Annotated in this window: 16 protein-coding genes and 2 pseudogenes; 16 read left to right on the top strand and 2 right to left on the bottom strand. The window is 70.1% G+C overall.

The annotated features are described in order from the left end of the window. Positions 1 to 837, top strand: a complete 837-nt coding sequence (locus ACQEV2_RS05965; RefSeq protein WP_433037263.1) for a 5,10-methylenetetrahydrofolate reductase — start codon at positions 1 to 3, stop codon at positions 835 to 837. A 12-nt stretch (positions 838 to 849) separates the two neighbouring features. Further along, complete coding sequence (locus ACQEV2_RS05960; protein ID WP_433037261.1) at positions 850 to 1,692, top strand: alpha/beta fold hydrolase; 843 nt, start codon at positions 850 to 852, stop codon at positions 1,690 to 1,692. 113 nt (positions 1,693 to 1,805) lie between these two features. Here ACQEV2_RS05960 and purU read toward each other — a convergent pair whose 3' ends face one another. Then, positions 1,806 to 2,678, bottom strand: a complete 873-nt coding sequence (gene purU / locus ACQEV2_RS05955) for a formyltetrahydrofolate deformylase (protein ID WP_433037259.1) — start codon at positions 2,676 to 2,678, stop codon at positions 1,806 to 1,808. Positions 2,679 to 2,896: 218 nt separating this feature from the next. Here purU and ACQEV2_RS05950 point away from each other — a divergent pair, with 218 nt between their 5' ends. From ACQEV2_RS05950 to ACQEV2_RS05910, 9 genes and pseudogenes are all read left to right on the top strand, one after another. Beyond that, positions 2,897 to 4,366: an aldehyde dehydrogenase family protein gene (locus ACQEV2_RS05950; protein ID WP_433037257.1), complete on the top strand. Its 1,470-nt coding sequence runs from the start codon at positions 2,897 to 2,899 to the stop codon at positions 4,364 to 4,366. Between the two features lie 20 nt (positions 4,367 to 4,386). Further along, entirely contained in the window at positions 4,387 to 5,472 is a 1,086-nt protein-coding gene (locus ACQEV2_RS05945) for a quaternary amine ABC transporter ATP-binding protein (protein WP_433037255.1), read from the top strand. Then, on the top strand, positions 5,472 to 7,472 hold the full coding sequence (locus ACQEV2_RS05940; protein ID WP_433037253.1) for an ABC transporter permease: 2,001 nt from the start codon (positions 5,472 to 5,474) through the stop codon (positions 7,470 to 7,472). Before ACQEV2_RS05945 ends, ACQEV2_RS05940 begins: the two co-directional genes overlap by 1 nt. Before the next feature lie 13 nt (positions 7,473 to 7,485). Beyond that, positions 7,486 to 8,472 carry an ABC transporter substrate-binding protein gene (locus tag ACQEV2_RS05935; RefSeq protein ID WP_433037252.1) on the top strand — a complete coding sequence of 329 codons (987 nt, stop codon included), beginning with the start codon at positions 7,486 to 7,488 and terminating at the stop codon, positions 8,470 to 8,472. Between the two features lie 193 nt (positions 8,473 to 8,665). Continuing rightward, the gene (locus ACQEV2_RS05930; protein WP_433037250.1) at positions 8,666 to 11,104 is read left to right on the top strand and encodes a GcvT family protein; all 2,439 of its coding nucleotides are present in this window, start codon (positions 8,666 to 8,668) and stop codon (positions 11,102 to 11,104) included. 36 nt (positions 11,105 to 11,140) lie between these two features. Continuing rightward, positions 11,141 to 12,001, top strand: a complete 861-nt coding sequence (locus ACQEV2_RS05925; RefSeq protein ID WP_433037248.1) for a bifunctional methylenetetrahydrofolate dehydrogenase/methenyltetrahydrofolate cyclohydrolase — start codon at positions 11,141 to 11,143, stop codon at positions 11,999 to 12,001. A gap of 70 nt (positions 12,002 to 12,071) precedes the next feature. Continuing rightward, positions 12,072 to 13,304, top strand: coding sequence for a sarcosine oxidase subunit beta family protein (locus tag ACQEV2_RS05920; protein WP_433037246.1), 1,233 nt, complete (start codon positions 12,072 to 12,074; stop codon positions 13,302 to 13,304). 26 nt (positions 13,305 to 13,330) lie between these two features. Beyond that, complete coding sequence (locus ACQEV2_RS05915) at positions 13,331 to 16,576, top strand: sarcosine oxidase subunit alpha family protein (RefSeq protein WP_433037244.1); 3,246 nt, start codon at positions 13,331 to 13,333, stop codon at positions 16,574 to 16,576. Beyond that, positions 16,569 to 17,170, top strand: a pseudogene (locus ACQEV2_RS05910) (sarcosine oxidase subunit gamma). The gene ACQEV2_RS05915 and the pseudogene ACQEV2_RS05910 overlap by 8 nt, the downstream one beginning before the upstream one ends. Positions 17,171 to 17,318: 148 nt before the next feature. Here ACQEV2_RS05910 and ACQEV2_RS05905 read toward each other — a convergent pair. Then, positions 17,319 to 18,116 carry an IclR family transcriptional regulator gene (locus ACQEV2_RS05905; RefSeq protein WP_433037242.1) on the bottom strand — a complete coding sequence of 266 codons (798 nt, stop codon included), beginning with the start codon at positions 18,114 to 18,116 and terminating at the stop codon, positions 17,319 to 17,321. Positions 18,117 to 18,669: 553 nt separating this feature from the next. Here ACQEV2_RS05905 and ACQEV2_RS05900 point away from each other — a divergent pair. The 5 genes and pseudogenes from ACQEV2_RS05900 to glyA all read left to right on the top strand — a co-directional run bounded on the left by ACQEV2_RS05900 (position 18,670) and on the right by glyA (position 24,181). Further along, positions 18,670 to 19,754 (top strand): annotated as a pseudogene (locus tag ACQEV2_RS05900) (S-(hydroxymethyl)mycothiol dehydrogenase). Between the two features lie 133 nt (positions 19,755 to 19,887). Then, positions 19,888 to 21,021 carry an aromatic ring-hydroxylating oxygenase subunit alpha gene (locus tag ACQEV2_RS05895; RefSeq protein WP_433037240.1) on the top strand — a complete coding sequence of 378 codons (1,134 nt, stop codon included), beginning with the start codon at positions 19,888 to 19,890 and terminating at the stop codon, positions 21,019 to 21,021. Between the two features lie 273 nt (positions 21,022 to 21,294). Continuing rightward, positions 21,295 to 22,476 (top strand): NAD(P)/FAD-dependent oxidoreductase, encoded by a 1,182-nt coding sequence (locus ACQEV2_RS05890; RefSeq protein WP_433037238.1) that lies wholly within the window; start codon positions 21,295 to 21,297, stop codon positions 22,474 to 22,476. Next, positions 22,473 to 22,907 carry a glycine cleavage system protein GcvH gene (gene gcvH, locus ACQEV2_RS05885; RefSeq protein WP_433037236.1) on the top strand — a complete coding sequence of 145 codons (435 nt, stop codon included), beginning with the start codon at positions 22,473 to 22,475 and terminating at the stop codon, positions 22,905 to 22,907. Before ACQEV2_RS05890 ends, gcvH begins: the two co-directional genes overlap by 4 nt. After that, positions 22,904 to 24,181 carry a serine hydroxymethyltransferase gene (glyA, locus tag ACQEV2_RS05880; protein ID WP_433037234.1) on the top strand — a complete coding sequence of 426 codons (1,278 nt, stop codon included), beginning with the start codon at positions 22,904 to 22,906 and terminating at the stop codon, positions 24,179 to 24,181. The genes gcvH and glyA overlap by 4 nt, the downstream gene beginning before the upstream one ends. Positions 24,182 to 24,226 lie beyond the last annotated feature (45 nt).

Genomic DNA, 24,226 nt, shown 5'->3' with positions numbered 1-24,226 from the left:
TTGGGCACCGCAGGGCTCAGGGCGCTGCTGCACAGCGTCCGCTACGAGGTACTGCCCGCGAAGGCGACCGAGGACAAGGTCCTCGCCCATGTCCCGCGCGACGTCGTCGTCACCGTGACGGCGTCGCCGGTCAAGGGCCTGGAACCGACCCTCGACCTCGCCGGCCGGCTCGCGGGCCACGGCTACCGGGTCGTCCCGCACGTGCCGGCGCGGCTGCTGCGGGACGACACGCACCTGAAGGAGGTCGTGGACCAGCTCCGTGCGGCGGGCGTGGACGACGTTTTCGTCCCTGCGGGCGACGCCGACCCGCCCGCAGGGGTCTACGACGGGGCGCTTCCGGTGCTGCGCAGGCTCAGCGAGCTGGGCAGCCCCTTCGCGCACGTCGGCGTCACCGGCTACCCCGAGAGCCATCCCCTCATCCACGACGACGTCACCATCCAGGCGATGTGGGACAAGCGCGAGCACGCCACGTACCTCGTGAGCAACCTCTGCTTCGACCCGCGGGTGCTGGGGGAGTGGATCGTGCGCATACGGCGCCGGGACGTCTCCCTGCCCCTGTATGTCGGTGTCGCCGGGCCGGTGCAGCGGGCGAAGCTGCTGGCGATGGCCACGAAGATCGGGGTGGGGGAGTCGACTCGCTTCCTGGCGAAGCACGCCTCCTGGTTCGTGCGTTTCGCGGCACCCGGAGGGTATGCCCCCGAGAGGCTGCTGACCCGCACGGAGGAGGCCCTCACCGCCCCCTCCGCGGGGGTCGCCGGTCTGCACCTGTTCACGTTCAACCAGATCGCCGAGACGGAGCGGTGGCGCCGCGCGCTGCTGGACCGGCTGGGCGGCTGAACCGGGAGAAGGATGGCAACGGACACCGACTGGAAGCTGACCCGAACCTTCACCAGCACATCCGGCGACGTCCGGTGGGACCGGCTGGGCCCTCCCGGCGGACCGCCGGTCGTCCTTCTGCACGGCACGCCCTTCTCCTCGTACGTCTGGCGTGCCGTCGCCCGCTCGCTCGCCCGCGACCATCAGGTGTTCGTCTGGGACATGCCCGGCTACGGAACCTCGCGGATGGCCGCGGGTCAGGACGTCTCCCTCGCCGCCCAGAGCCGGGTCTTCACCGAGCTCCTGAACCACTGGGGCCTGGAGGAACCAGACGTCGTCGCCCACGACTTCGGAGGTGCCGTCGCCCTGCGGGAACACCTCCTGCACGGCGCCCGGTACCGGGTCCTCGCGCTGGTCGATCCGGTCGCGGTGGCGCCCTGGGGCTCCCCGTTCTTCCGGCTGGTCGGCGAGCACTCCGAGGTCTTCGAACAGTTGCCGCCGGCGCTGCACGCCGCCCTGGTGCGTGAGTACGTCGGTTCCGCCAGCAGTCCCGGCCTGCATCCCGGGGTGCTCGACCGGCTCGTCGAGCCCTGGCTGGACGGCCCCGGCCAAGCGGCCTTCTACCGGCAGATCGCCCAGGCCGACCAGCGGTACACCGACGAGATCCAGGGCCGGTACGGCGAGATCGGCATCCCCACGCTCGTCTGCTGGGGCGAGGACGACACCTGGATCCCGGTGGCGAAGGGGCGCGAGCTCGCCGCTCTCATCCCCGGCGCGCGGTTCGAGCCGATCGCCGGCGCGGGCCACCTCGTCCAGGAGGACGCCCCCGCGGAGCTCACGGCCGCGCTCTTCGCTTTCCTCCAGCAGCCGCTGTGAGCGAGGGGCGGTGCGCCCGGGGCCGTATACGACGAGGGAGGGACATACGACGGGGGATGGGCATACGACGGGGGCGGGACCGGAATTCGGTCCCGCCCCCGTGTGCGTGCGGCTCAGCGGAAGACCACCGTGCGGTTGCCGTCCACCATCACGCGGCTCTCGCTGTGCCACTTCACCGCGTGCGCGAGTACCTGTGCCTCCACGTCCCGCCCGACCGTGACCAGGTCGCCGGGGTCGAGGGAGTGGTCCACCCGGACCACGTCCTGCTCGATGATCTGGCCCTCGTCCAGGTCCGGCGTCACATAGTGGGCCGTCGCGCCGACGAGCTTCACTCCGCGCCGGTAGGCCTGCTCGTAGGGGCGTGCGCCCTTGAAACTGGGCAGGAAGGAGTGGTGGATGTTGATGGCGCGGCCCTCCAGCTCCTTGCACAGGTCGTCGGAGAGGACCTGCATGTAGCGGGCCAGTACCACCAGGTCGATGTCCAGCTCCCGCACGAGCTCCAGCAGCCGTGCCTCGGCCTCGGGCTTGGTCTCCTTGGTCACCGGGATGTGGTGGAAGGGGATGCCGTACGTCTCCGCGAGGCCCTCGAAGTCCCGGTGGTTGGAGACGATCGCGGGGATCTCGATGTTGAGGGCGCCGGTGCGCCGGCGGAAGAGCAGGTCGTTCAGACAGTGGCCGAACTTGGACACCATGATCAGCGTCCGGGTCGGCGTGGCCGCCTCGCGCAGGCTCCAGGAGATGCCGTAGGCCTGGGCGACGGGGCCGAACCGGTAACGCAGTTGTTCCAGACCGGCGTCCGGATCGGAAACGTCGAAGTGGACCCTCATGAAGAAACGGCCCTGGAGTCGATCATCGAACTGCTGGCTCTCCAGGATGTTGCCGGAGTTCCTGACGAGATAGCCGCTCACGGCGTGGACCAGTCCGGCGCTGTCGGGACAGGAGAGGGTGAGGACGTACTCACGGCCAGGTTGCGGTCGAGGGGACATAAGCGGCCTCCGTCGGTGCGTAATGCACAACATGGTGAGCGATACGCAACATGGTCCGCGCGGCGACGCTTGTGGTCAAGGGTGGCCGGGTAAGTGATCGCATGGCCAAATCGTCATCGGCGAACCTCTTGACGTCTGTCTGGACATTCGCCAGGGTGTTCCACCACAAGCAATCGGGTGCACGATGCGCAACGAATTTCAGTTGAAAGGCTCGGCGCGTGGCAGACCTGTACGTGGATGGCGAATGGCGGGACCCCGTGGCCGGCGGGCACCGGGAGATCCGATGTCCCGCTGACGGCACGCTCGCGGCGACCGTCTCGGAGGCGACACGCCCCGACACCGAGGCGGCGATCGCCGCGGCCCGCCGCGCCTTCGACGAGGGGCCCTGGCCGAACACCTCCGAACGGGAGCGTGGCGCGCTGCTGCTGCGCACGGCCGACCTCATCGAGCGCGATGCCAAGGAATTCGCCCGCGCCGAATCCCTGGACACCGGCAAGCGGCTGGTGGAGAGCGAGTACGACATCGCCGACGTCGTCTCCTGCTTCCGCTACTACGGCGGGCTCGGCGGCACGGACGCCGGCCGGGTGATCGACACCGGCCGGGACGACGCCGTCAGCCGCGTCGTGTACGAGCCGGTCGGGGTGTGCGGACTGATCACTCCGTGGAACTACCCGCTGCTGCAGGCGAGTTGGAAGGTCGCCCCGGCGCTGCTGGCCGGCAACACGATCGTCCTCAAGCCCAGCGAGCTCACCCCCTCCACCTCGATCCTGCTGATGCGGGCACTGGAGGAGGCCGGGCTTCCGGCCGGCGCCGCCAATCTCGTCCTGGGCACGGGACCCGAGGTGGGCGCACCGCTCTCCGAGGACCCCGCCGTCGACATGGTCTCCTTCACCGGCGGCCTGGAGACCGGCAAGCGCATCATGGCCACCGCCGCCGCGACCGTGAAGAAGGTCGCGCTGGAGCTCGGCGGCAAGAATCCCAATGTCGTCTTCGCCGACGCCGACTTCGAGACGGCCGTGGACTTCGCCCTCACGGCCGTCTTCCTGCACTCGGGCCAGGTCTGCTCGGCCGGGGCGCGGCTGATCGTCGAGGACTCCCTGCACGACCGCTTCGTCGACGAGGTCGTCCGCCGCGCCCGCCAGATCCGCCTCGGCGGGCCCTTCGACCCCGACGCCGAGACCGGGGCGCTGATCTCCGCACAGCACCTGGCGAAGGTCGAGGCGTACGTCGCGGCCGGCCTCGCCGAGGGCGCCGTACTGCGCTGCGGCGGCGCACGGCCCGACGATCCCGCGCTGGCGAACGGCCACTACTACCCGCCGACCGTGCTCGACGAGTGCCGGCAGGACATGCGCGTCGTGCACGAGGAGTCGTTCGGGCCCGTCCTCACGGTGGAGCGCTTCACCGGCGAGGACGACGCCGTACGCATCGCCAACGACACCGAGTACGGGCTCGCCGGAGCCGTGTGGACGCAGGACGCCGGCAAGGCCCAGCGGGTGGCCCGGCGGCTGCGCCACGGCACGGTGTGGATCAACGACTACCACCCCTATGTGCCGCAAGCGGAATGGGGTGGCTTCGGGCACTCCGGCGTGGGCCGGGAGCTGGGACCGACTGGCCTGAACGAGTACCGAGAGCCCAAACACATCTGGCAGAACATCCAACCCCGGCCGCAGCACTGGTTCCGCGGCTGAACGCCGAAAGAAGGTCGAACGTGACCACACAGACCGAGGTGCCGCAGCGGCGCGGCACGCCCCAGGACTCGGGCTCCACCCCGGTCATATCCGTGCGCAGGCTGTGGAAGGTGTTCGGGCCGAAGGCCGACCAGGTGCCGGACTCCGAGGAGCTGCGCGGGCTCACCCGCCGCGAGCTCATGGACCGCACCGGATGCACCGCCGCCGTACGCGACGTCCACTTCGACGTCTCGCCCGGCGAGGTCTTCGTCGTGATGGGCCTGTCCGGTTCGGGCAAGTCGACGTTGGTGCGATGTCTGACCCGGCTGATCGAACCCACCGCCGGTGAGGTCGTCTTCGAGGGCGAGGACATCCGTCAGGCGGACGACAAGCGCCTGCGCGATCTGCGGCGCCGCAAGTTCTCCATGGTCTTCCAGCACTTCGGTCTGCTGCCCCACCGCCGCGTCGTGGACAACGTGGCGTTCGGTCTGGAGATCCGGGGCATGGGCAGGGCCGAGCGCACCAGGCGGGCCCAGGAGGTCGTCGAGCTGGTCGGCCTCGCGGGCTACGAGAACTCCTACCCCGACCAGCTCTCCGGCGGCATGCAGCAGCGCGTGGGCCTGGCCCGGGCGCTGGCCGGTGATCCGGACGTGCTCTTCTTCGACGAGCCGTTCTCGGCGCTCGACCCGCTGATCCGGCGTGACATGCAGAACGAGGTCATCCGGCTGCACCACGAGGTCGGCAAGACGATGGTGTTCATCACCCACGACCTCTCCGAGGCCCTCAAGCTGGGCGACCGCATCCTCATCATGCGCGACGGCAAGATGGTCCAGTGCGGCACCGGCGACGAACTGGTGGGCGCCCCGGCCGACGACTACGTACGCGAGTTCGTGAAGGACGTGCCGCGCGGCGATGTGCTCACCCTGCGCTGGATCATGCGGCCCGTGGAGGACGGCGACGCCCTGGACGGTCCCGAGCTGGGCCCGGACGTCGTGGTGAAGGAGGCCACCCGGGCGGTGCTTGCGGCCGACAAGCCGGTCAAGGTCGTCGAGAACGGCAAGCTGCTCGGCATCGTCGGCGACGAGGAGATCCTCGCGGTGGTCGCCGGGCAGGAAGGCGGCGCGTGATGACCGTCGCCGTCGAGAAACCCGAGAAGACACAGGCACCCGAGCCGGCCGCTCCCGTCAAAGAGACACGCAAGGTCAGCCGGTCCATGGTGGTCGGCGCCACCCTGGTCGTCTGGCTGGTGCTGTTCCTTCTGCTGCGCGGCAAGCAGACCCTCGCCCTGGCGGCGGCCGACCTCACCGATCTGCACCGGTGGTTCAACGACGTCAACGACTCCATCGGCGCCAACCGCAACTCCAACCCCGTTTTCCTGTACTTCTTCAACGAGATCCGCCTGGTCATCGACACCCTGGTGACCTTCATCCAGGAGCTGATCTCGCAGGCGCCCGCCGGACGCCCCGTCCCGCAGATCGGCTGGCTCGGTGTCGTCGGCATCGCGGGCTATGTCTCCTGGGCCGTGGGCAACTGGAGGGTCGCGCTGCTGGCGGTGGCCGGCTTCACCTTCCTGGGCCTGCAGGGCCTGTGGCAGGAGAGCATGGACACCCTGGCGCTCACCGTCTCCGCCGTCTTCGTGGCGCTGGTGATCGCGATCCCGCTGGGTGTGTGGGCGGGGCTGTCCGACCGGTTCAACCGGTTCGTGACGCCCTTCCTGGACCTCATGCAGACCATGCCGACCTTCGTCTACCTGGCCCCGCTGACCCTGTTCTTCCAGATCGGGCCGGCCTCCGCCACGATCGCCACGCTGATCTACGCGGCGCCGCCGACGATCCGCATCACCGCGCACGCCATCCGCTCCGTACCGGAGACGACGGTCGAGGCGGCCGACTCGCTGGGTGCCACGCGACGGCAGTCCCTCATGAAGGTCCTGCTGCCGATGTCCAAGCGGACCGTGGTGATGGGCGTCAACCAGACCATCATGGCTGCCCTGGCCATGGTGACCATCGCCGCCCTGATCGACGCGCCCGGCCTCGGCAAGACCGTCGTCCAGGCACTCCAGACGCTCGACGTCGGCACGGCCTTCAACGCGGGTCTGGCCATCGTCGTCATGGCCATTGTGCTGGACCGCGTCACCACCGCGGCGAGCGCACGCGCGGAGGCCGCCCGCCGTTCGAAGAACCGCTTCCTGACCTGGCGACGCCCGCTGCTGGCGGCAGGTGCGGCGGTCACGGCGGTCCTGGCCTATCTGTCCCACACCTATCTGTGGGCGGCGGAGTTCCCCGGCGAGGGGAGCACCGGCAGCACCATCAGGAGCACGGCGGACAGCGTGACCACCTGGGTGCAGGACAACCTCTCGGGCATCACCAACGCCTTCCGGGACGCCATCACCAACAGTCTGCTCAACCCGTTCCAGGCGCTGCTCACCGACTCCCCGTGGTGGCTCGTCGGCGCGGCCCTGATCGCGCTCGCCGTCGTCCTCGGCGGCTGGCGCGCCGGGGTCACCACGGCGGTGTGCGTGGGCCTGCTGGTCGGCACCGGAGTGTGGTCGGACGGCATGACGACGCTGGCGTCCACCCTCGTCGCCACGGTGCTCGTGATGCTGCTCGGCGTCGTCTTCGGCGTCTGGATGGGACGCAGCGCGCTGGTGGACCGGCTGATCCGGCCCACACTGGACGCGGCACAGGTCATGCCGCCGTTCGTCTATCTCGTGCCGTTCCTCGCGCTGTTCGGCGCGACCCGCTTCACGGCGATCGTCGCCGCGGTCGTCTACGCGGCTCCCGTCGCCATGAAGATCATCGCGGACGGCGTACGGAACGTGCCCGCGACGACCGTGGAGGCGGCCACCTCCGCCGGGTGCAACACCTGGCAGATCATCACCAAGGTTCAACTGCCGATGGCACGCGGCGCCCTGACTCTCGCTACCAACCAGGGCCTGATCTATGTGCTGTCGATGGTTGTGGTGGGCGGCCTGGTGGGGGCAGGCGCCCTCGGCTACGACGTCGTGGCCGGCTTCTCGCAGGGGCAGTTGTTCGGGAAGGGGCTCGCCGCAGGGCTCGCCATCGTCCTTCTCGGAGTCATGTTCGACCGGATCACTCAGGCAGCGGCGCGGCGTACCAGCGCGTAAGGAGCAACTGACCATGGCAAGGCAAGCAAGACAGTGGAGAGTCGGCACGGCCGGCATAGCGGGCGCGGCTGTTCTCGGGCTCACCCTCACCGCCTGCGGCGGTGCGAAGGTCGGTGACAGCTCCTCGGACGCCGGCGGCTCGGGCAGCTCCGGCAAGTGCGGCACCTTCAACCTCGCGGTCAACCCGTGGGTGGGCTACGAGGCCAACGCGGCGGTCATCGCGTACGTCGCCGAGCAGGACCTCGGCTGCAAGGTCACCAAGAAGGACCTCAAGGAAGAGATCGCCTGGCAGGGCTTCGGGACCGGCGAGGTCGACGCCGTCGTCGAGAACTGGGGTCACGACGACCTGAAGAAGAAGTACATCACCGACCAGAAGACCGCCGTCGACGCCGGCCCGACCGGCAACGAAGGCCTCATCGGCTGGTACGTGCCGCCGTGGCTGGCCAAGGAGCACCCGGACATCCTCGACTGGAACAACCTCAACAAGTACGCGGCCGAGTTCAAGACGTCCGAGTCCGGCGGCAAGGGCCAGCTCCTCGACGGCGACCCGTCGTTCGTCACCAACGACGAGGCGCTGGTGAAGAACCTGAAGCTGGACTTCAAGGTCGTGTACGCGGGCAGCGAGACCGCGCTCATCCAGGCCTTCCGCAAGGCGGAGAAGAACAAGGAATGGGTGATCGGCTACTTCTACGAGCCGCAGTGGTTCATGTCCGAGGTGCCGCTGGAGAAGGTCAAGCTGCCCGAGTACAAGGAGGGCTGCGACGCCGACGCCGAGAAGGTCGACTGCGACTACCCCGTGTACAAGCTGGACAAGATCGTCAGCGCGAAGTTCGCCAAGTCGGGCAGCCCGGCCTATGACCTGGTCAAGAACTTCACCTGGACCAACGAGGACCAGAACATCGTGGCCAAGTACATCGCGGTGGACAAGATGACACCCGAGGCGGCGGCGAAGAAGTGGGTCGAGGCCAACCGGGACAAGGTGGAGGCCTGGATCAAGTAGGTCCTTCACGGATGCCCGGTGGGTGGTGCGCTCGGACGCGCGCCGCCCACCGGGCATTCCCGTTTTCCAGGCTGTTTTCCAGTGCGTTGTCCGACGTCACCGGACCTCTTGACACCCACCTGCACGGCAGGCACATTGAGTTGCGCAACCTGAATCACGTTGCGCAGAAAGCAACTCAACCGGAGGTGCGGCGATGGCGGGACCGCGTGTGGTCATCATCGGAGCGGGAGTCGTCGGCGCGGCGCTCGCGGACGAGATCTCGGCGCGGGGCTGGACCGAGGTGACCGTGGTCGACCAGGGGCCGCTCCCGGCCACCGGGGGCTCGACCTCGCACGCCCCCGGCCTGGTCTTCCAGACGAACTCCTCGAAGACCATGACGGAGCTGGCCCGCTACACCGTCGAGAAGTTCTGCTCCCTCGACGTCGGCGGCAAGCCCTGCTTCCTGCAGGTCGGCGGTCTGGAAGTGGCGACCACGCCCGAGCGCCTCGCGGAACTGCACCGCCGGCACGGCTGGATCACCGCCTGGGGCATCGAGTCCCGGATCCTCACCGCCGACGAGTGCGTCGAGCAGCACCCGCTGGTCAACCGCGACAGGGTCCTCGGCGGCCTCCTCGTCCCGACCGACGGCCTCGCCAAGGCCGTACTCGCCGTCGAGGCGCAGATCCGCCGCGCCACCGAGCGCGGCGTGCGCTTCCTCGCCCGCCACGAGGTCCTCGACATCCTCACGGCCGACGGCGAGGTGACCGGCGTCCGCACCGACCAGGGCGACCTGGAAGCCGACATCGTCGTGTGCTGCGCCGGCATCTGGGGCCCGAAGATCGCCCGCATGGTCGGTATGAACCTGCCGCTGACCCCGCTGGCCCACCAGCTCGCCTGGACCGGCCCCGTCCCGGCCCTCGCCGGCCAGACCGAGGAGGCGGTCCGCCCGATCCTGCGCCACCAGGACGCCGACCTCTACTACCGCGACCGCTTCGACGGCCTGGGCATCGGCTACTACGGCCACCGTCCGATGCCGATCTCCGCCGACGACATCCTCTCCGTGGACGAGGCCGACGAGATGCCCTCGGTCCTGAAGTTCACCGAGGAGGACTTCGAGGATGCCTGGACCGAGACCCAGTCCCTGCTCCCCTCGACGCGCGAGGCGAAGATCGAGGAGGGCATCAACGGACTGTTCTCCTTCACCACCGACAACTTCCCGCTGCTCGGCGAGTCCCCGGACGTCAAGGGCTTCTGGGTCGCCGAGGCCGTCTGGGTCACCCACTCCGCGGGCGTCGGCCGGGCCATGGCCGAGTGGCTGGTCGACGGCCACTGCTCGTCCTTCGACCTCCACGAGTGCGACGTCAACCGCTTCGAGCCGCACCAGCTGTCCCCGGAGTACGTCCTGGCCCGCGACTGCCAGAACTTCGTCGAGGTGTACGACATCCTCCACCCCCTCCAGCCCTCCGGGAAGCCGCGCCCGATCCGCACGAGCCCCTTCCACGCCCGCCAGCAGGAGCTGGGCGCCTTCTTCCTGGAGGCGAACGGCTGGGAGCGCCCGCAGTGGTACGAGGCCAACGCGAAGCTGGTCGAGGGCCGTTCCATCCCCACCCCGAACGACTGGGCCGCCCAGTTCTGGTCGCCCATCGTCGGCGCCGAGGCGCAGGCCACCCGCGAGACCGTCGCGATGTACGACATGACGGCCCTCAAGCGCCTGGAGGTGAGCGGCCCCGGCTCCGCCGAGTTCCTGGAGCGCCTGTGCACCGGCAAGGTCGCCAAGTCGGTCGGCTCGGTCACGTACACCCTGCTCCTCGATCACGACGGCGGCATCCGCAGCGACATCACCGTCGCCCGCCTCGCCCGCGACCTCTTCCAGGTCGGCGCCAACGGCAACCTCGACCTCGACTGGTTCACCCGCCACCTCCCCGCGGACGGCACGGTCCAGGTCCGCGACATCACGCCGGGCACCTGCTGCATCGGCCTGTGGGGCCCGCTGGCCCGCAAGGTCCTCCAGCCGCTGACGGACGAGGACTTCACCAACGACGGCCTCAAGTACTTCCGTGTCAAGCGCGCCTACATCGGCAGCGTTCCGGTGACGGCGATGCGCCTGAGTTACGTCGGTGAACTCGGCTGGGAGCTGTACACCACCGCCGACCAGGGCCTGAAGCTGTGGGACACCCTGTGGGAGGCGGCGAGGCCCCTCGGCGGCGTCATCGCCGGCCGCGGCGCCTTCAACAGCCTCCGCCTGGAGAAGGGCTACCGCTCCTTCGGCACCGACATGACCTACGAGCACGACCCCTACGAGGCCGGCGTCGGCTTCGCCGTCAAGCTCGACAAGGGCGACTTCATCGGCAAGGCGGCGCTGGAGCGCCGTAAGTCCGACGTCCGGCGCAGGCTGACCTGCCTCACCATCGACGACCCGCATGCGGTGGTCCTGGGCAAGGAGCCCGTGTACGACGGCGACCGAGCGGTCGGCTACGTCACCAGCGCCGCCTACGGCTACACCATCGACCAGGGCATCGCCTATGCCTGGCTCCCGGCCGAGCTGGCCACCCCCGGCACGCCCCTGCAGATCGGCTACTTCGACCAGCGCGTGGAGGCGGTCGTCGCCGAGGAGCCCCTGTTCGACCCCACGATGTCCCGTCTCCGCGGCTGACACCCCGCGTCGACTCCGAGGGAAGGAACACCGCCGGTGAACGCACAGCTGCTCGACGGCAAGGCGACCGCCGCCGACATCCGCCGCGAACTCGCGGAGCGCGTGGCCAAGTTGACGGCCACGAGCGGCCGCCCGCCGGGCCTGGGCACGGTCCTGGTCGGCGACGACCCCGGCAGCCGTGCCTACGTCGCCGGCAAGCACCGCGACTGCGCGCAGGTCGGCATCGCCTCCATCCGCCGGGACCTGCCCGCCGACGCCTCACAGGAGCAGGTCGAGAAGACGATCGACGAGCTCAACGCCGACCCGGCCTGCACCGGCTACATCGTCCAGCTCCCGCTGCCGCGCCACCTGGACGCCAACGCCGTACTGGAACGCACGGACCCGGCCAAGGACGCCGACGGCCTGCACCCCGTCAACCTCGGCCGGCTCACCCTGGGCGTCGAGGCACCGCTGCCGTGCACCCCGCGCGGCATCGTCGAACTGCTCCGCCGCCACGAGGTGCCGCTCGCCGGCGCGAGGGTGTGCGTGATCGGCCGCGGCATCACCGTCGGACGCCCGATCGGCCTCCTCCTCACCCGCCGCTCCGAGAACGCCACCGTCACCCTGTGCCACACCGGCACCAAGGGACTGGCCTGGCACGTACGCGAGGCGGACATCGTCATCGCCGCCGCCGGTTCGCCCGGACTCGTCACCAAGGACATGCTGCGCCCCGGCGCCGCGGTCCTGGACGTCGGCATCACCCGCACCGACCAGGGCCTGGTCGGCGACATCCACCCGGACGCCGCCCAGGTCGCCGGATGGATCGCGCCCATGCCCGGCGGCGTGGGCCCCATGACCCGGGCGATGTTGCTCGCCAACGTCGTCGAGGCCGCCGAGAGGAACGCCACCGCCGTATGAACGCGAACGTCCCCAAGCACCCGCAGCATCCGCACCTCGCAGACGCCCTTTCAGAAGACGGAGACGTCCGATGAGCTCCCGTATCCCCGGCGCCGACCTCCCCGACCACCCCGACTTCCTGTGGCGTAATCCCGAGCCCAAGAAGTCGTACGACGTGGTGATCGTCGGCGGCGGCGGCCACGGCCTCGCCACCGCGCACTACCTCGCCAGGAACCACGGCATCACCAATGTCGCGGTGCTGGAGAAGGGCTGGCTCGCGGGCGGCAACATGGCCCGCAACACCACGATCATCCGCTCCAACTACCTGTGGGACGAGAGCGCCGGAATCTACGAGCACGCACTCAAGCTGTGGGAAGGCCTGGCGGAGGAGCTCGACTACCCGATCCTCTTCTCCCAGCGCGGCGTGCTGAACCTCGCCCACAGCCTCCAGGACGTCCGCGACAGCGTGCGCCGCGTCGAGGCGAACCGCCTCAACGGCGTGGACGCGGAGTGGCTCGACGCGGACGGCGTCAAGGAAGTCTGCCCGATCGTCAACATCTCGCAGGACGTGCGCTACCCGGTCCTGGGCGCCACGTACCAGCCGCGTGCAGGCATCGCCAAGCACGACTACGTGGCCTGGGGCCTGGCCCGCTCGGCGGATGCGGCGGGCATCGACATCATCCAGAACTGCGAGGTCACGGGCCTCGACGTGGTCGGTGGTCGAGTGGTCGGAGTCCAGACCAGCCTCGGCCCCATCGCCGCCGGCAAGGTCGCGCTCTGCTCGGCGGGCCACACCTCGGTCCTCGCCGCCATGGCGGGCATCGAACTCCCCGTCCAGAGCCACCCGTTGCAGGCGCTGGTGTCGGAGCTCCTGGAGCCCGTGCACCCGACCGTCGTCATGTCCAACGCGGTCCACGTGTACGTCAGCCAGGCCCACAAGGGCGAGCTGGTCATGGGCGCGGGCATCGACGCGTACAACTCGTACACCCAGCGCGGCGCCTTCCACATCATCGAAGAGCAGATGTCGGCGGCCCTGGAGCTCTTCCCGGTCTTCGCCCGCGCCCACGTCCTGCGCACCTGGGGCGGCATCGTCGACGTCAGCCCCGACGCCTCCCCGATCATCGGGCTCAGCCCCGTCGACAACCTCTACCTCAACTGCGGCTGGGGAACGGGCGGTTTCAAAGCCACCCCGGGCGTCGGCTGGGTCTACGCCCACACCATCGCCAACGACACCCCGCACGCCCTCAACGCCCCCTTCTCGCTCGACCGTTTCACCACCGGCGCGCTCGTCGACGAGCACGGCGCGGCCGCGGTGGCCCACTAGGACCACTGGAATCTGGGAGCCGATCCATGCTGCTCATCCCCTGCCCGTGGTGCGGGCCCCGCGACGAGGCCGAGTTCCACTACGGCGGCCAGGCCCACGTGCCGTACCCGGAGGACCCGGCGTCCCTCTCCGACGAGGAGTGGGCCCGCTATCTGTTCTTCCGCGACAACCCGAAGGGCCCCTTCGCCGAGCGCTGGAGCCACGCGGCGGGCTGCCGCCGCTGGTTCAACGCGGTGCGGGACACGTCGACGAACGAGGTTCTGGCGGTGTACCGGTCGGGCGAGGAACGCCCGGCAACTGTTCAGCCGAGGCAGGTTGTATCAGCCCGTCCGGCGTTTGAGGACAAGGCCCCTTCAGGGCCGACGGGGGTCCAGGGGGCGGAGCCCCCTGGCGGGGTCGAAGGGGCGGAGCCCCTTCAGGATGGGACGGGTAGGGGCGGCGGGGGCGAGACAACCCAGCCCTTCCGCCACGCGACCCGCGGCCGAATCGACCGCGACACCCCCCTCACCTTCACCTTCGACGGCACTGAATACCGAGGCTTCCGAGGCGACACCCTCGCCTCCGCCCTCCTCGCCAACGGCGTCATCCAGACCGGCACCAGCATCAAGCTCGGCCGCCCCCGAGGCATCTTCTCCGCCGGCGTCGAAGAGCCCAACGCGGTCATCCAGATCGAGGAGCCCTTCCCGGAGCCGATGCTCCCCGCCACGACCGTCGAGCTCTACGACGGCCTGGTCGCGACCAGCCTCCCCGGCCAGGGCCGCCTCGCCACCGACCCGGACCCGGCCCGCTACGACGCCGTGCACGCCCACTGCGACCTGCTGATCGTCGGCGCCGGCCCGGCCGGCCTCGCGGCAGCCGCGGCGGCAGCGAACAGCGGCGCCCGCGTCATCCTCGCCGACGATCAGCCGGAATTCGGCGGCAGCCTCCTCGGTACGGCCGAACACCTCGACTGGGTGCGGGAAGTGACGGAGCAGCTCGACGCCGCCCCCGAGGTCCGCGTCCTGCCCCGCACCACCGTCTTCGGCTACTACGACGACAACCACCTCCTCGCCGTCGAGCGCCGCACCAACCACCTCGGCGCCGACGCCCCCGAGAACGTCTCCCGCGAACGCGTCTGGCGCATCCGCGCCCGACGGGTCGTCCTCGCCACCGGCGCCCACGAGCGCTCGCTGGCCTTCGCGAACAACGACCGCCCCGGCGTGATGCTGGCCTCCTCGGCCCGCACCCACGTCAACCGCCAAGGCGTCCTGCCCGGCCGCCACGCGGTCGTCTTCACGACCAACGACAGCGCGTACGAGGCGGCGCTGGACCTCGCCTCGGCAGGCCTGGCCGTCGCGGCGATCGTCGACACCCGCCCCGAACCGGGGGAGTGGGCCGAGCGCGCGAGGGCGGCCGGTATCGAAGTCCTGCCCGGCCACGCCGTCACCGGCACGGAAGGCGACGCGCGCCTCACCGCCGTGACCGTCGCCCCGTACGGAGAGTCCGCGGGGCAGCGGGAGTTCGCCGCCGATCTGCTGTTGGTCTCCGGCGGCTGGAACCCGGTGGCGCACCTGTTCAGCCAGTCGGGCGGCAAGCTGCGCTACGACGACACGCTGGGTTCCTTCGTCCCCGACACCACCCGTCAGGCGGTCGAGGTCGTCGGCAGCGCGAGCGGTGTCCTCGACCCGGCCACCGTCCTGGCACAGGGCGCGGCCGCCGGGGCCCGCGCCGTCGAGGCCGAGGGCTACCCGCCCGAGGCACCGCGCCTGCCGGAAGTGCCCGCGCAGCCGCGGCAGACGCCGCCGATGCACGTGTACGTCGTCCCGGGTGACACAGACGCCCCCCGGTTCGTCGACCTCCAGCGCGACGTCACCGTCGACGACCTGACCCGCGCGACCGGCGCCGGCCTGCGCTCGGTCGAGCACACCAAGCGCTACACCACCGCCGGCACCGCCAACGACCAGGGCAAGACCTCCGGCGTCCTGGCCAGCGGTGTCGTCGCGGAACTCCTCGGCGTGGACATCTCGGCGCTCGGCACGACCACGTTCCGCCCGCCGTACACCCCGGTCTCCTTCGCCGCCCTCGCGGGCCGCGACCGGGGCGCGCTGAGCGATCCGGTTCGCACGACGGCCATCCACGAGTGGCATGTCGCGCACGGCGCCCTGTTCGAGAACGTCGGCCAGTGGAAGCGCCCTTGGTACTACCCGCAGAACGGCGAGGACATGGAGGCCGCCGTACTGCGTGAATGCGCCGCGACCCGCGAGAGCGTGGGCTTCATGGACGCCTCCACCCTCGGCAAGATCGACGTGCAGGGCCCGGACGCCGGCGTCTTCCTCGACCGGCTCTACACCAACATGATGAGCACCCTGAAGGTCGGCATGATCCGCTACGGCGTCATGTGCCGCCCGGACGGCATGGTCTTCGACGACGGCACGGTCATCCGCGTCGCCCAGGACCGCTTCCTGGTCACCACCACGACGGGCAACGCCGCCGCCGTACTCGACTGGATGGAGGAGTGGCTCCAGACCGAGTGGCCCGAGCTGAAGGTCCACTGCACCTCCGTGACCGAGCAGTGGGCCACGGTGGCCCTGGTCGGCCCGAAGTCGCGTGCGGTCCTCGCCGCACTCGCGCCGCAACTCGCCGTGGCCAACGAGGACTTCCCCTTCATGGCCTGGCGTGAGACGACCGTCGCGGGCATCGAGGCCCGGGTCTGCCGGATCAGCTTCTCCGGCGAACTCGCCTTCGAGATCAACGTGTCACCGTGGCAGGCCCTCGCCCTGTGGGAGGCGGTGTACGAGGCCGGGGCCCCGTACGGCATCACCCCGTACGGCACGGAGACCATGCACGTCCTGCGCGCCGAGAAGGGCTACCCCATCATCGGCCAGGACACCGACGGCACCGTCACCCCCCAGGACCTCGGCATGAGCTGGGTGGTGTCGAAGAAGAAGCCGGACTTCATCGGCAAGCGGTCCCACGCCCGCGCCGACACGTCCCGCCCCGACCGCAAGCACCTGGTCGGCCTCCTCCCCGAGGACCCGGGGACCTTCCTCCCGGAGGGCACCCACCTGGTCGCCGAGGGTGTGCTGCCGACCCCGCCCGTCCCCATGCTCGGCCATGTCACCTCCAGCTACCGCAGCGCCGCCCTGGGCCGGACGTTCGCGCTCGCCCTGATCAAGGGCGGCCGGGACCGCATCGGCGAGCGGCTGTACGCCCCCGTCGGCGACCAACTGGTGCCGGTGACCGTGGCCGGCCCTGTCCTCTACGACCCCGAGGGAGCACGCCGCGATGGCTGAGACCGCCCTTACCGCCCCGCTCCGCAGCCCGCTGTCGGGCGTCGCCGACCGGCTGGCCGCCGCGACCCACGGGTCCGGGGGTGCGATCCGGCTGGCCGAACTCCCCTTCCTGGCCCAGCTCAACGTGCGCCTGGACGCCAAGGGAGCGGCGGCGGAAGCCGTCGGGCTCGCCCTGGACCTGCAACTGCCGCTCCAGCCGAACACCGTCGTCCGCGCGGGGAGTTGACCGCGCTGTGGCTCGGCCCTGACGAATGGCTGCTGGTGGGTCCCCCGGGCAGCGAGCGGGATCTGGAGAGCCGCATCCGGGAGGCAGCGGAGGACCAGCCCGTCTCGGTCACCGATGTCTCCGCGCAGCGCACCACGCTCCTCGTCTCGGGCCCTCGCGCCCATGACCTGCTGGCCCACGGCTGTCCGCTGGATCTGCATCCGCGGGTCTTCGGCGCCGGACGCTGCGCCCAGACGACCCTGGGCCGCACGCAGGTCGTCCTGGTCGCCCGGGACGAACGGAGGGCCGGATTCTGGATCCTGGTGCGCTCGACGTTCGCCGGCTATCTGGCGGACTGGCTGCTCGACGCGGCGACGGAATACGTCTGAGCAGCAGGGACGGGACTGCCCCGTCACCCCTGTGGGAGCTCCGTAGGGGGGCTCCCACAGGGCTTTGCGCATTGATTTTCGCCCCGCTGATCGAAGGCGGCGGCGGCCTCGACACGGTCGCCCCATCGCTGGGTGTCCCTGTGGAGGCTCAGCCCAGATAACCCATCCGGCGGCTGATGTCTTCCGCGCCCTTGATCAGAACGGGTGCGAGCTCGTGCACGCGTTCCTCGGTGAAGCGGTATGTGGGTCCCGAGGCGCTGAGGGCGGCGATCACCTCGCCGTCACGGGAGCGGATCGGGGCGGCCATGGCGTGCAACCCGATCTCGAGCTCCTCCAGCGCGACCGCGTACCCCCGCTCCCGCGCCTCGGCGAGATTCTTCTCCAGCTTCGCCCTGGAGGTCAGGGTGTGCGCCGTCAGCTTCCGCGTCCCCGAGGCCGCGAGCACGTCGGCGCGCTCCTTCTCCGAGAGGTGGGCCAGAAGGATCTTGCCGCTGGACGTGGCGTGCACCGGGGTCAGCTGCCCGACCCAGTTGTGCGTGCCGACCGCGCCCGGGCCGCGCACCTGGTAGAGGTTGACGGCGTAGTGCTCCTGCAGGACCGCGATGTTGACCGTCTCGCCGACCTCCTCGCTGAGCCGCTCGCACACCGGCCGGCCCTGCTGCGTGATGTCGAGGCGCCCCGTGACCGCGCCGGCCAGGCGCACGATCCCGAAGCCCAGCCGGTACTTGCCCCGCTCGGCCGTCTGCTCGACCAGGCCGCGCGCCTCCAGGGCCCCGAGCAGCCGGAACGCGGTCGACTTGTGCACGTCGATCTCGGCGGCCACCTCGCTGACGCCCGCCTCGCCGCGCTGGGCGAGGATCTCCAGGACGCTGACGGCGCGGTCGACGGACTGCACGCCGTTCACCGCGGGAGCTGCTGTTTCGCTATCTGCGGTGTAGTTGCTCATAGCGCAACTATACGCATTCGTCGGTGTGTCACGAGGGGCCGCGGAGGCCGGACAGGGGGCCGGCCGGGCCCTTGACGCCGACTGCCTCCGCGCACTCTAGGGCTGCCCGTTCGTCAGCGGAAGGCGATCGTGCAGTTCCTGTTGGCCGGCGCGCGGCTCTCGCTCACTGGCCGATGGTGACCGGCTCGTCGGGGCCGCGCGAGAAGGGTCGCGGCGGAGACCTCTGGCAGCTGGTCCTCGGCCAGTCGGTGGGACGGCCGCCCCGTCGTCGTGTGACCGCTCGCCCTCATGCTGGTGCCGCTGTCTGTGGAGTCCGTTTTCCGACGGGATGGCAAGTTCGCGCGACCAACCTCTTGACAGTGAGTGTCCGCAGGGAGACAGTTCGATCGTTGCTTATGACGAAGAGAGTTGTGTAGTACGCAACTCTGCGGGCGTGGCGCCCCCTGGACCCACCCGGCCTCGGGTGAAGTTCTCTCTCCCCCCGCCATCCAGAACATCAGGCCGAAGATCCCGAAGATCGCATTCGGCCGTCCCCTCGACGAGGAGATCGACCGTGACACACGAGGTACGCGCCGTCGTCGCCCGGAAGAAGGGCGCACCGGTCTCGGTGGAGACCGTCCTGGTGCCGGACCCCGGCTCCGGTGAGGCGCTGGTGCGGGTGCAGGCCTGCGGCGTCTGTCACACCGACCTGCACTACCGCGAGGGCGGGATCAACGACCAGTTCCCGTTCCTGCTCGGCCACGAGGCAGCGGGTGTCGTAGAGGCGGTCGGCGAGGGCGTCACCGATGTCGCGCCCGGCGACTTCGTCATCCTCAACTGGCGTGCCGTCTGCGGCACATGTCGGTCCTGCGGCAAGGGCAAGCCGTGGTACTGCTTCGCCACCCACAACGCCACGCAGCCGATGACCCTGGCCGACGGCACCCCGCTGTCCCCGGCCCTCGGCATCGGTGCCTTCGCCGAGAAGACCCTGGTCGCCGCCGGACAGTGCACCAAGGTGGACCCGACCGCCTCGCCCGCCGCGGCCGGCCTGCTCGGCTGCGGGGTCATGGCCGGGTTCGGTGCCGCCGTCAACACCGGCGGCGTAGGGCGCGGCGATTCGATCGCGGTGATCGGCTGCGGCGGCGTGGTATGGCCGCGATCGCGGGCGCCAAGGTGGCAGGCGCCTCCCGCATCATCGCCGTGGACGTCGACGAGCGGAAGCTGAAGTGGGCCGAGCAGTTCGGCGCCACCGACACCGTCGACTCCTCACGGACCGACGCCGTCGCGGCGATCCGCGAGCTGACCGGAGGCTTCGGCGCCGACGTCGTCGTGGACGCGGTCGGCCGCCCCGAGACCTTCAAGCAGGCCTTCTATGCCCGCGACCTGGCCGGCACCGCCGTCCTGGTCGGCGTCCCCACCCAGGAACCGACCCTCGACCTGCCCCTCCTCGACGTCTTCGGCCGCGGCGGGGCGCTGAAGTCCTCCTGGTACGGCGACTGCCTGCCCTCCCGGGACTTCCCCGCCCTGATCGACCTCTACCTCCGGGGCCGCTTCGATCTGGGCGAGTTCGTCACCGAGACGATCACCCTGGACGACGTGGAGGCCGCGTTCGCCGAGATGCACCACGGCGACGTCCTGCGCTCGGTGGTGGTCCTGTGACCACGCGCATCGAACAACATCCCCAGCGGCGGCCTGGCCACCGAAGGCACCACCGACGACCCCATCGCCCTGTTCGACCCGCGCCGCGTACGCGTCTGAATCTTCCGAACCCGGATCTTCCGAAGGTGACACGATGACCATCACGAACCTGCCGCCCAGCCTGATCCCCACGCTGTCCGGTGAGTACTACACCGACGCCGAGGTCTTCGCCCAGGAGCAGGAGCGGGTCTTCGAGGCCATGTGGTTCTGCGTGGCCCGCGCCGCCGACTTGGACAAGCCAGGCGCCTTCCGCACCTACCAGGTGGGTCGCGAGAGCGTGCTGATCTCCCGCTCGCGGGACGGCTCGATCAAAGGGTTCCTCAACATCTGCCGGCACCGCGGCGCCAAGCTCTGCACCGAGGAGTCCGGCGAGGTCAAGCGCGCCTTCCAGTGTCCGTACCACGCCTGGACCTACGGCCTGGACGGCAAGCTGGTCGCGGCCCCGAACCTGACGTCGATGCCGGACCTCGACCGGACCGAGTACGGCCTGATCAACGTCCATGTGCGGGAGTGGCTCGGCTATGTGTGGGTGTGCCTCGCCGACAGCCCGCCGTCCTTCGAGGCGGCCGTGGAGCGCGCGGTCGTCGAGCGCCTCGGCGACCTCGAGTCGATCGAGCGCTACGGCATCGAGAACCTCCTGGTGGGCCGCCGTATCACCTACGACGTGAAGGCGAACTGGAAGCTCATCATCGAGAACTTCATGGAGTGCTACCACTGCGCCACCATCCACCCCGAACTCACCGAAGTGCTCCCGGAGTTCGCGGACGGTTATGCCGCCCAGTACTACGTCGGCCACGGGGCGGAGTTCGGTGAGGACGTCCAGGGCTTCACCGTCGACGGCTCCGAGGGCCTCGACCGCATTCCGGGCGTCGCCGAGGACCAGGACCGCCGCTATTACGCCATCACCGTCCGGCCGCAGGTCTTCATCAACCTGGTGCCCGACCACGTGATCTTCCACCGGATGTACCCGATGGCACCCGACCGCACGGTCGTCGAGTGCGACTGGCTGTACCTGCCGCACGTCGTGGAGAGCGGCAAGGACGTGGACCGTTCGGTGGAGCTGTTCCACCGGGTCAATCAGCAGGACTTCGACGCCTGCGAGCGCACCCAGCCGGCGATGAGCTCGAAGGCGTACGCCAAGGGCGGCGTGCTGGTGCCCAGCGAGCACCACATCGGCGAGTTCCACACCTGGCTGCAGAACAGGCTCGACGTACGGCCCAAGCACTGACCCCGGGCCACCCACTGCCCCCCCAGGCCGCGCCCTGCCCCTCCGGGCCACGCCCTGCCTCCCAGTACCGCCCGCCCACCTGCTGTTGCGGCCCCTCCGGCAGGTGGGCGGGCCATTGTGCTCCCCCCAACCGCGTTGCGCGATCTGCAACATCGAGCGCCATTGCGAACTGGCTGCTGCACTTCCCTTGACAACGGGCGAGGGCACCGGAAAGCATGTTGCGTATAGCGAATATCGTTGTGTTATGTGAGACATCCTCTCTCTGGAGCCGGCATGAGGAGCATCACCGTCGTCGGAGCGTCGCTGGCAGGCCTGAGCACGGTCCGCGCGCTGCGCGCAGAGGGCTACGACGGCGAGATCGTCGTCGTGGGGGAGGAGCGCCACACTCCCTACGACCGCCCCCCGCTGTCCAAGGACTTCCTCAAGGGCGACATCGACGCAGACGCCCTCGCGCTCGGCGACGCGGACGAGTACGAGAACCTGGACGTGCAGTGGCTGCTCGGCGAGCGGGCGATCCGGCTCGACCCCGCCGCCCGGACCGTCACCCTGACCGGAGGACGGCATGTGCGCACCGACGGCGTCGTCGTCGCGACCGGCGCCGGTCCCCGTACGCTTCCCGGCACGGACGGGCTGGCCGGAGTCCACACCCTGCGCACCCTGGACGATGCCCAGGCCCTCCGTGCCGAACTGCTGGACGGTCTGCCCAGGGTCGTCGTCATCGGCGCCGGCTTCATCGGCGCCGAGGTGGCGTCCACCGCCCACCGGCTCGGGCTGCACGTCACCGTCGTGGAGGCACTCGACGTACCGCTGGAACGTCAACTCGGCCGCGAGATGGGGATGGTCTGCTCCTCGCTCCACACCGATCACGGGGTTCGTCTGCTGTGCGGAACCGCAGTGGCGGGACTCGTCGGCGACGGCCGGGTCACGGGCGTACGACTGGCGGACGGGCGGGTGCTGCCCGCCGACATCGTCGTGGTCGGGGTGGGGGTCAGGCCCGCCACCGACTGGCTCGCCGGTTCGGGGGTGCAGGTGGACGACGGCGTGGTGTGCGACACCGGCTGCTCGACGAGCGTCCCGGGCGTGGTCGCCGTCGGCGACGTCGCCCGCTGCCCCCACCCGTTCACCGGACGGCACACCCGCATCGAGCACTGGAGCAACGCCACCGAGCAGGCGAAGACCGCCACCCGCACACTGCTGAACGGTGTGTCGGCCCCCGCCCCGCTCACCGCGCCGTACTTCTGGTCCGACCAGTACCAGGTGCGCATCCAGCTCGCCGGACACGTCGTCCCCGGCGCCGAGCCGGAAGTCGTCGAAGGTGACGTCGACAGCCGCTCCTTCACGGCCGTCTACCGGCAGGAAGGCACCCCCGTCGCCGTGCTCTCCCTCAACCGGCCGAAGTTCTTCAACCGGCTCCGCCGCACCCTCGTCCCCGCCGCCGCGGCCGTCGTGTCATGAGCTCACCGTCCCAACTCCCCATGGAACCAAGGGAGACAGCCCTCAGCGTTCCGCGGCACCTGCGGTACACCTGGGATCACGAATGGCTGGTCGTGGACGAGGGCAACGCCACCGTCGGCATCACCGCGTTCGCGGCGAACGCCCTCGGTGACGTCGTCCACCTCCGGCTGCCCGAGGTTGGCACCTGGGTCGAGGCGGGGGAGAGCTGCGGACAGATCGAGTCACTGACGGCCGTCAGCGGCTTGTACGCCCCCGCCTCGGGCCGGGTTCTGGAAGTCAACACCGCGCTGGCCGACGACCCCGGCCCCGTCAACACCGCCCCCTACACCGGCGGCTGGCTGTTCAGGCTACGGGTCGAGAACATCGCCGGCGCGCTGTCCGCCGATGCCTACGCCGCCCACTGCGCCCACACCCGAGGAGACCGCCGATGACCCTGTTCAACCAGCCCCTGCACGAGCTCGACCCGGCCATCGCCGCCGCGCTCGACGCCGAGCTGGAGCGTCAGCAGTCCACCCTGGAGATGATCGCCTCCGAGAACTTCGCGCCGCTCGCGGTGATGGAGGCGCAGGGGTCGGTGCTGACCAACAAGTACGCCGAGGGCTACCCGGGACGGCGCTACTACGGCGGCTGCGAGCACGTCGACGTCGCCGAGCAGATCGCCATCGACCGGATCAAGGAGCTGTTCGGCGCCGAGTACGCCAACGTCCAGCCCCACTCGGGTGCTTCCGCCAACCAGGCCGCTCTGTTCGCCCTGGCCCAGCCCGGCGACACGATCCTGGGGCTGGACCTCGCCCACGGCGGTCACCTCACCCACGGCATGAAGATCAATTTCTCCGGCAAGCAGTTCAACGTGGTCGCGTACCACGTGGACACCGAGACCGGCCTGGTCGACATGGCCGAGCTGGAGCGCCTGGCGAAGGAGCACCGGCCGAAGGTGATCATCGCGGGCTGGTCGGCGTACCCCCGCCAGCTCGACTTCGCCGAGTTCCGCCGGATCGCCGACGAGGTCGAGGCGTACCTGTGGGTCGACATGGCGCACTTCGCCGGTCTGGTCGCGGCCGGGCTGCACGAGAACCCGGTGCCGTACGCCGATGTGGTCACCTCCACTACGCACAAGACGCTGGGCGGGCCGCGCGGCGGCATCATCCTCGCTCGCAGCACGGACTTCGCGAAGAAGCTGAACTCGTCGGTCTTCCCGGGCTTCCAGGGCGGTCCGCTGGAGCATGTGATCGCGGCGAAGGCGGTCTCCTTCAAGGTGGCCGCGAGCGAGGAGTTCAAGGAGCGCCAGCGCCGCACGGTCGAGGGCGCGAAGATCCTCGCCGAGCGGCTCACCGCGGCGGACGCCCGCGAGGCCGGCGTGAACGTGCTGTCCGGCGGCACCGACGTGCACCTGATCCTGGTCGACCTGCGCGAGTCCGAGCTGGACGGCCAGCAGGCCGAGGACCGCCTCCACGAGGTCGGCATCACGGTCAACCGCAACGCCGTCCCCAACGACCCGCGCCCGCCGATGGTGACGTCCGGTCTGCGGATCGGCACGCCGGCCCTGGCCACCCGCGGCTTCACGGCCGAGGACTTCGCCGAGGTCGCGGACGTCATCGCCGAGGCGCTCAAGGCGCCTTCTCCCTTCGGGGAGGCCGACGCGGAGGCACTGAAGACCCGGGTCAAGGCCCTGGCCGACAAGCACCCGCTGTACCCCGGCCTGTAACCGACAACCTCCCGCAGGGGCGTGCCGTGACTGTTCGTCACGCCC

Source organism: Streptomyces sp. CA-251387, assembly GCF_050936625.1.
GTDB lineage: Bacteria > Actinomycetota > Actinomycetes > Streptomycetales > Streptomycetaceae > Streptomyces.
The sequence above is the reverse complement of the archived record's forward strand: the minus strand, read 5'-3'. Positions and strand labels throughout refer to the sequence as shown.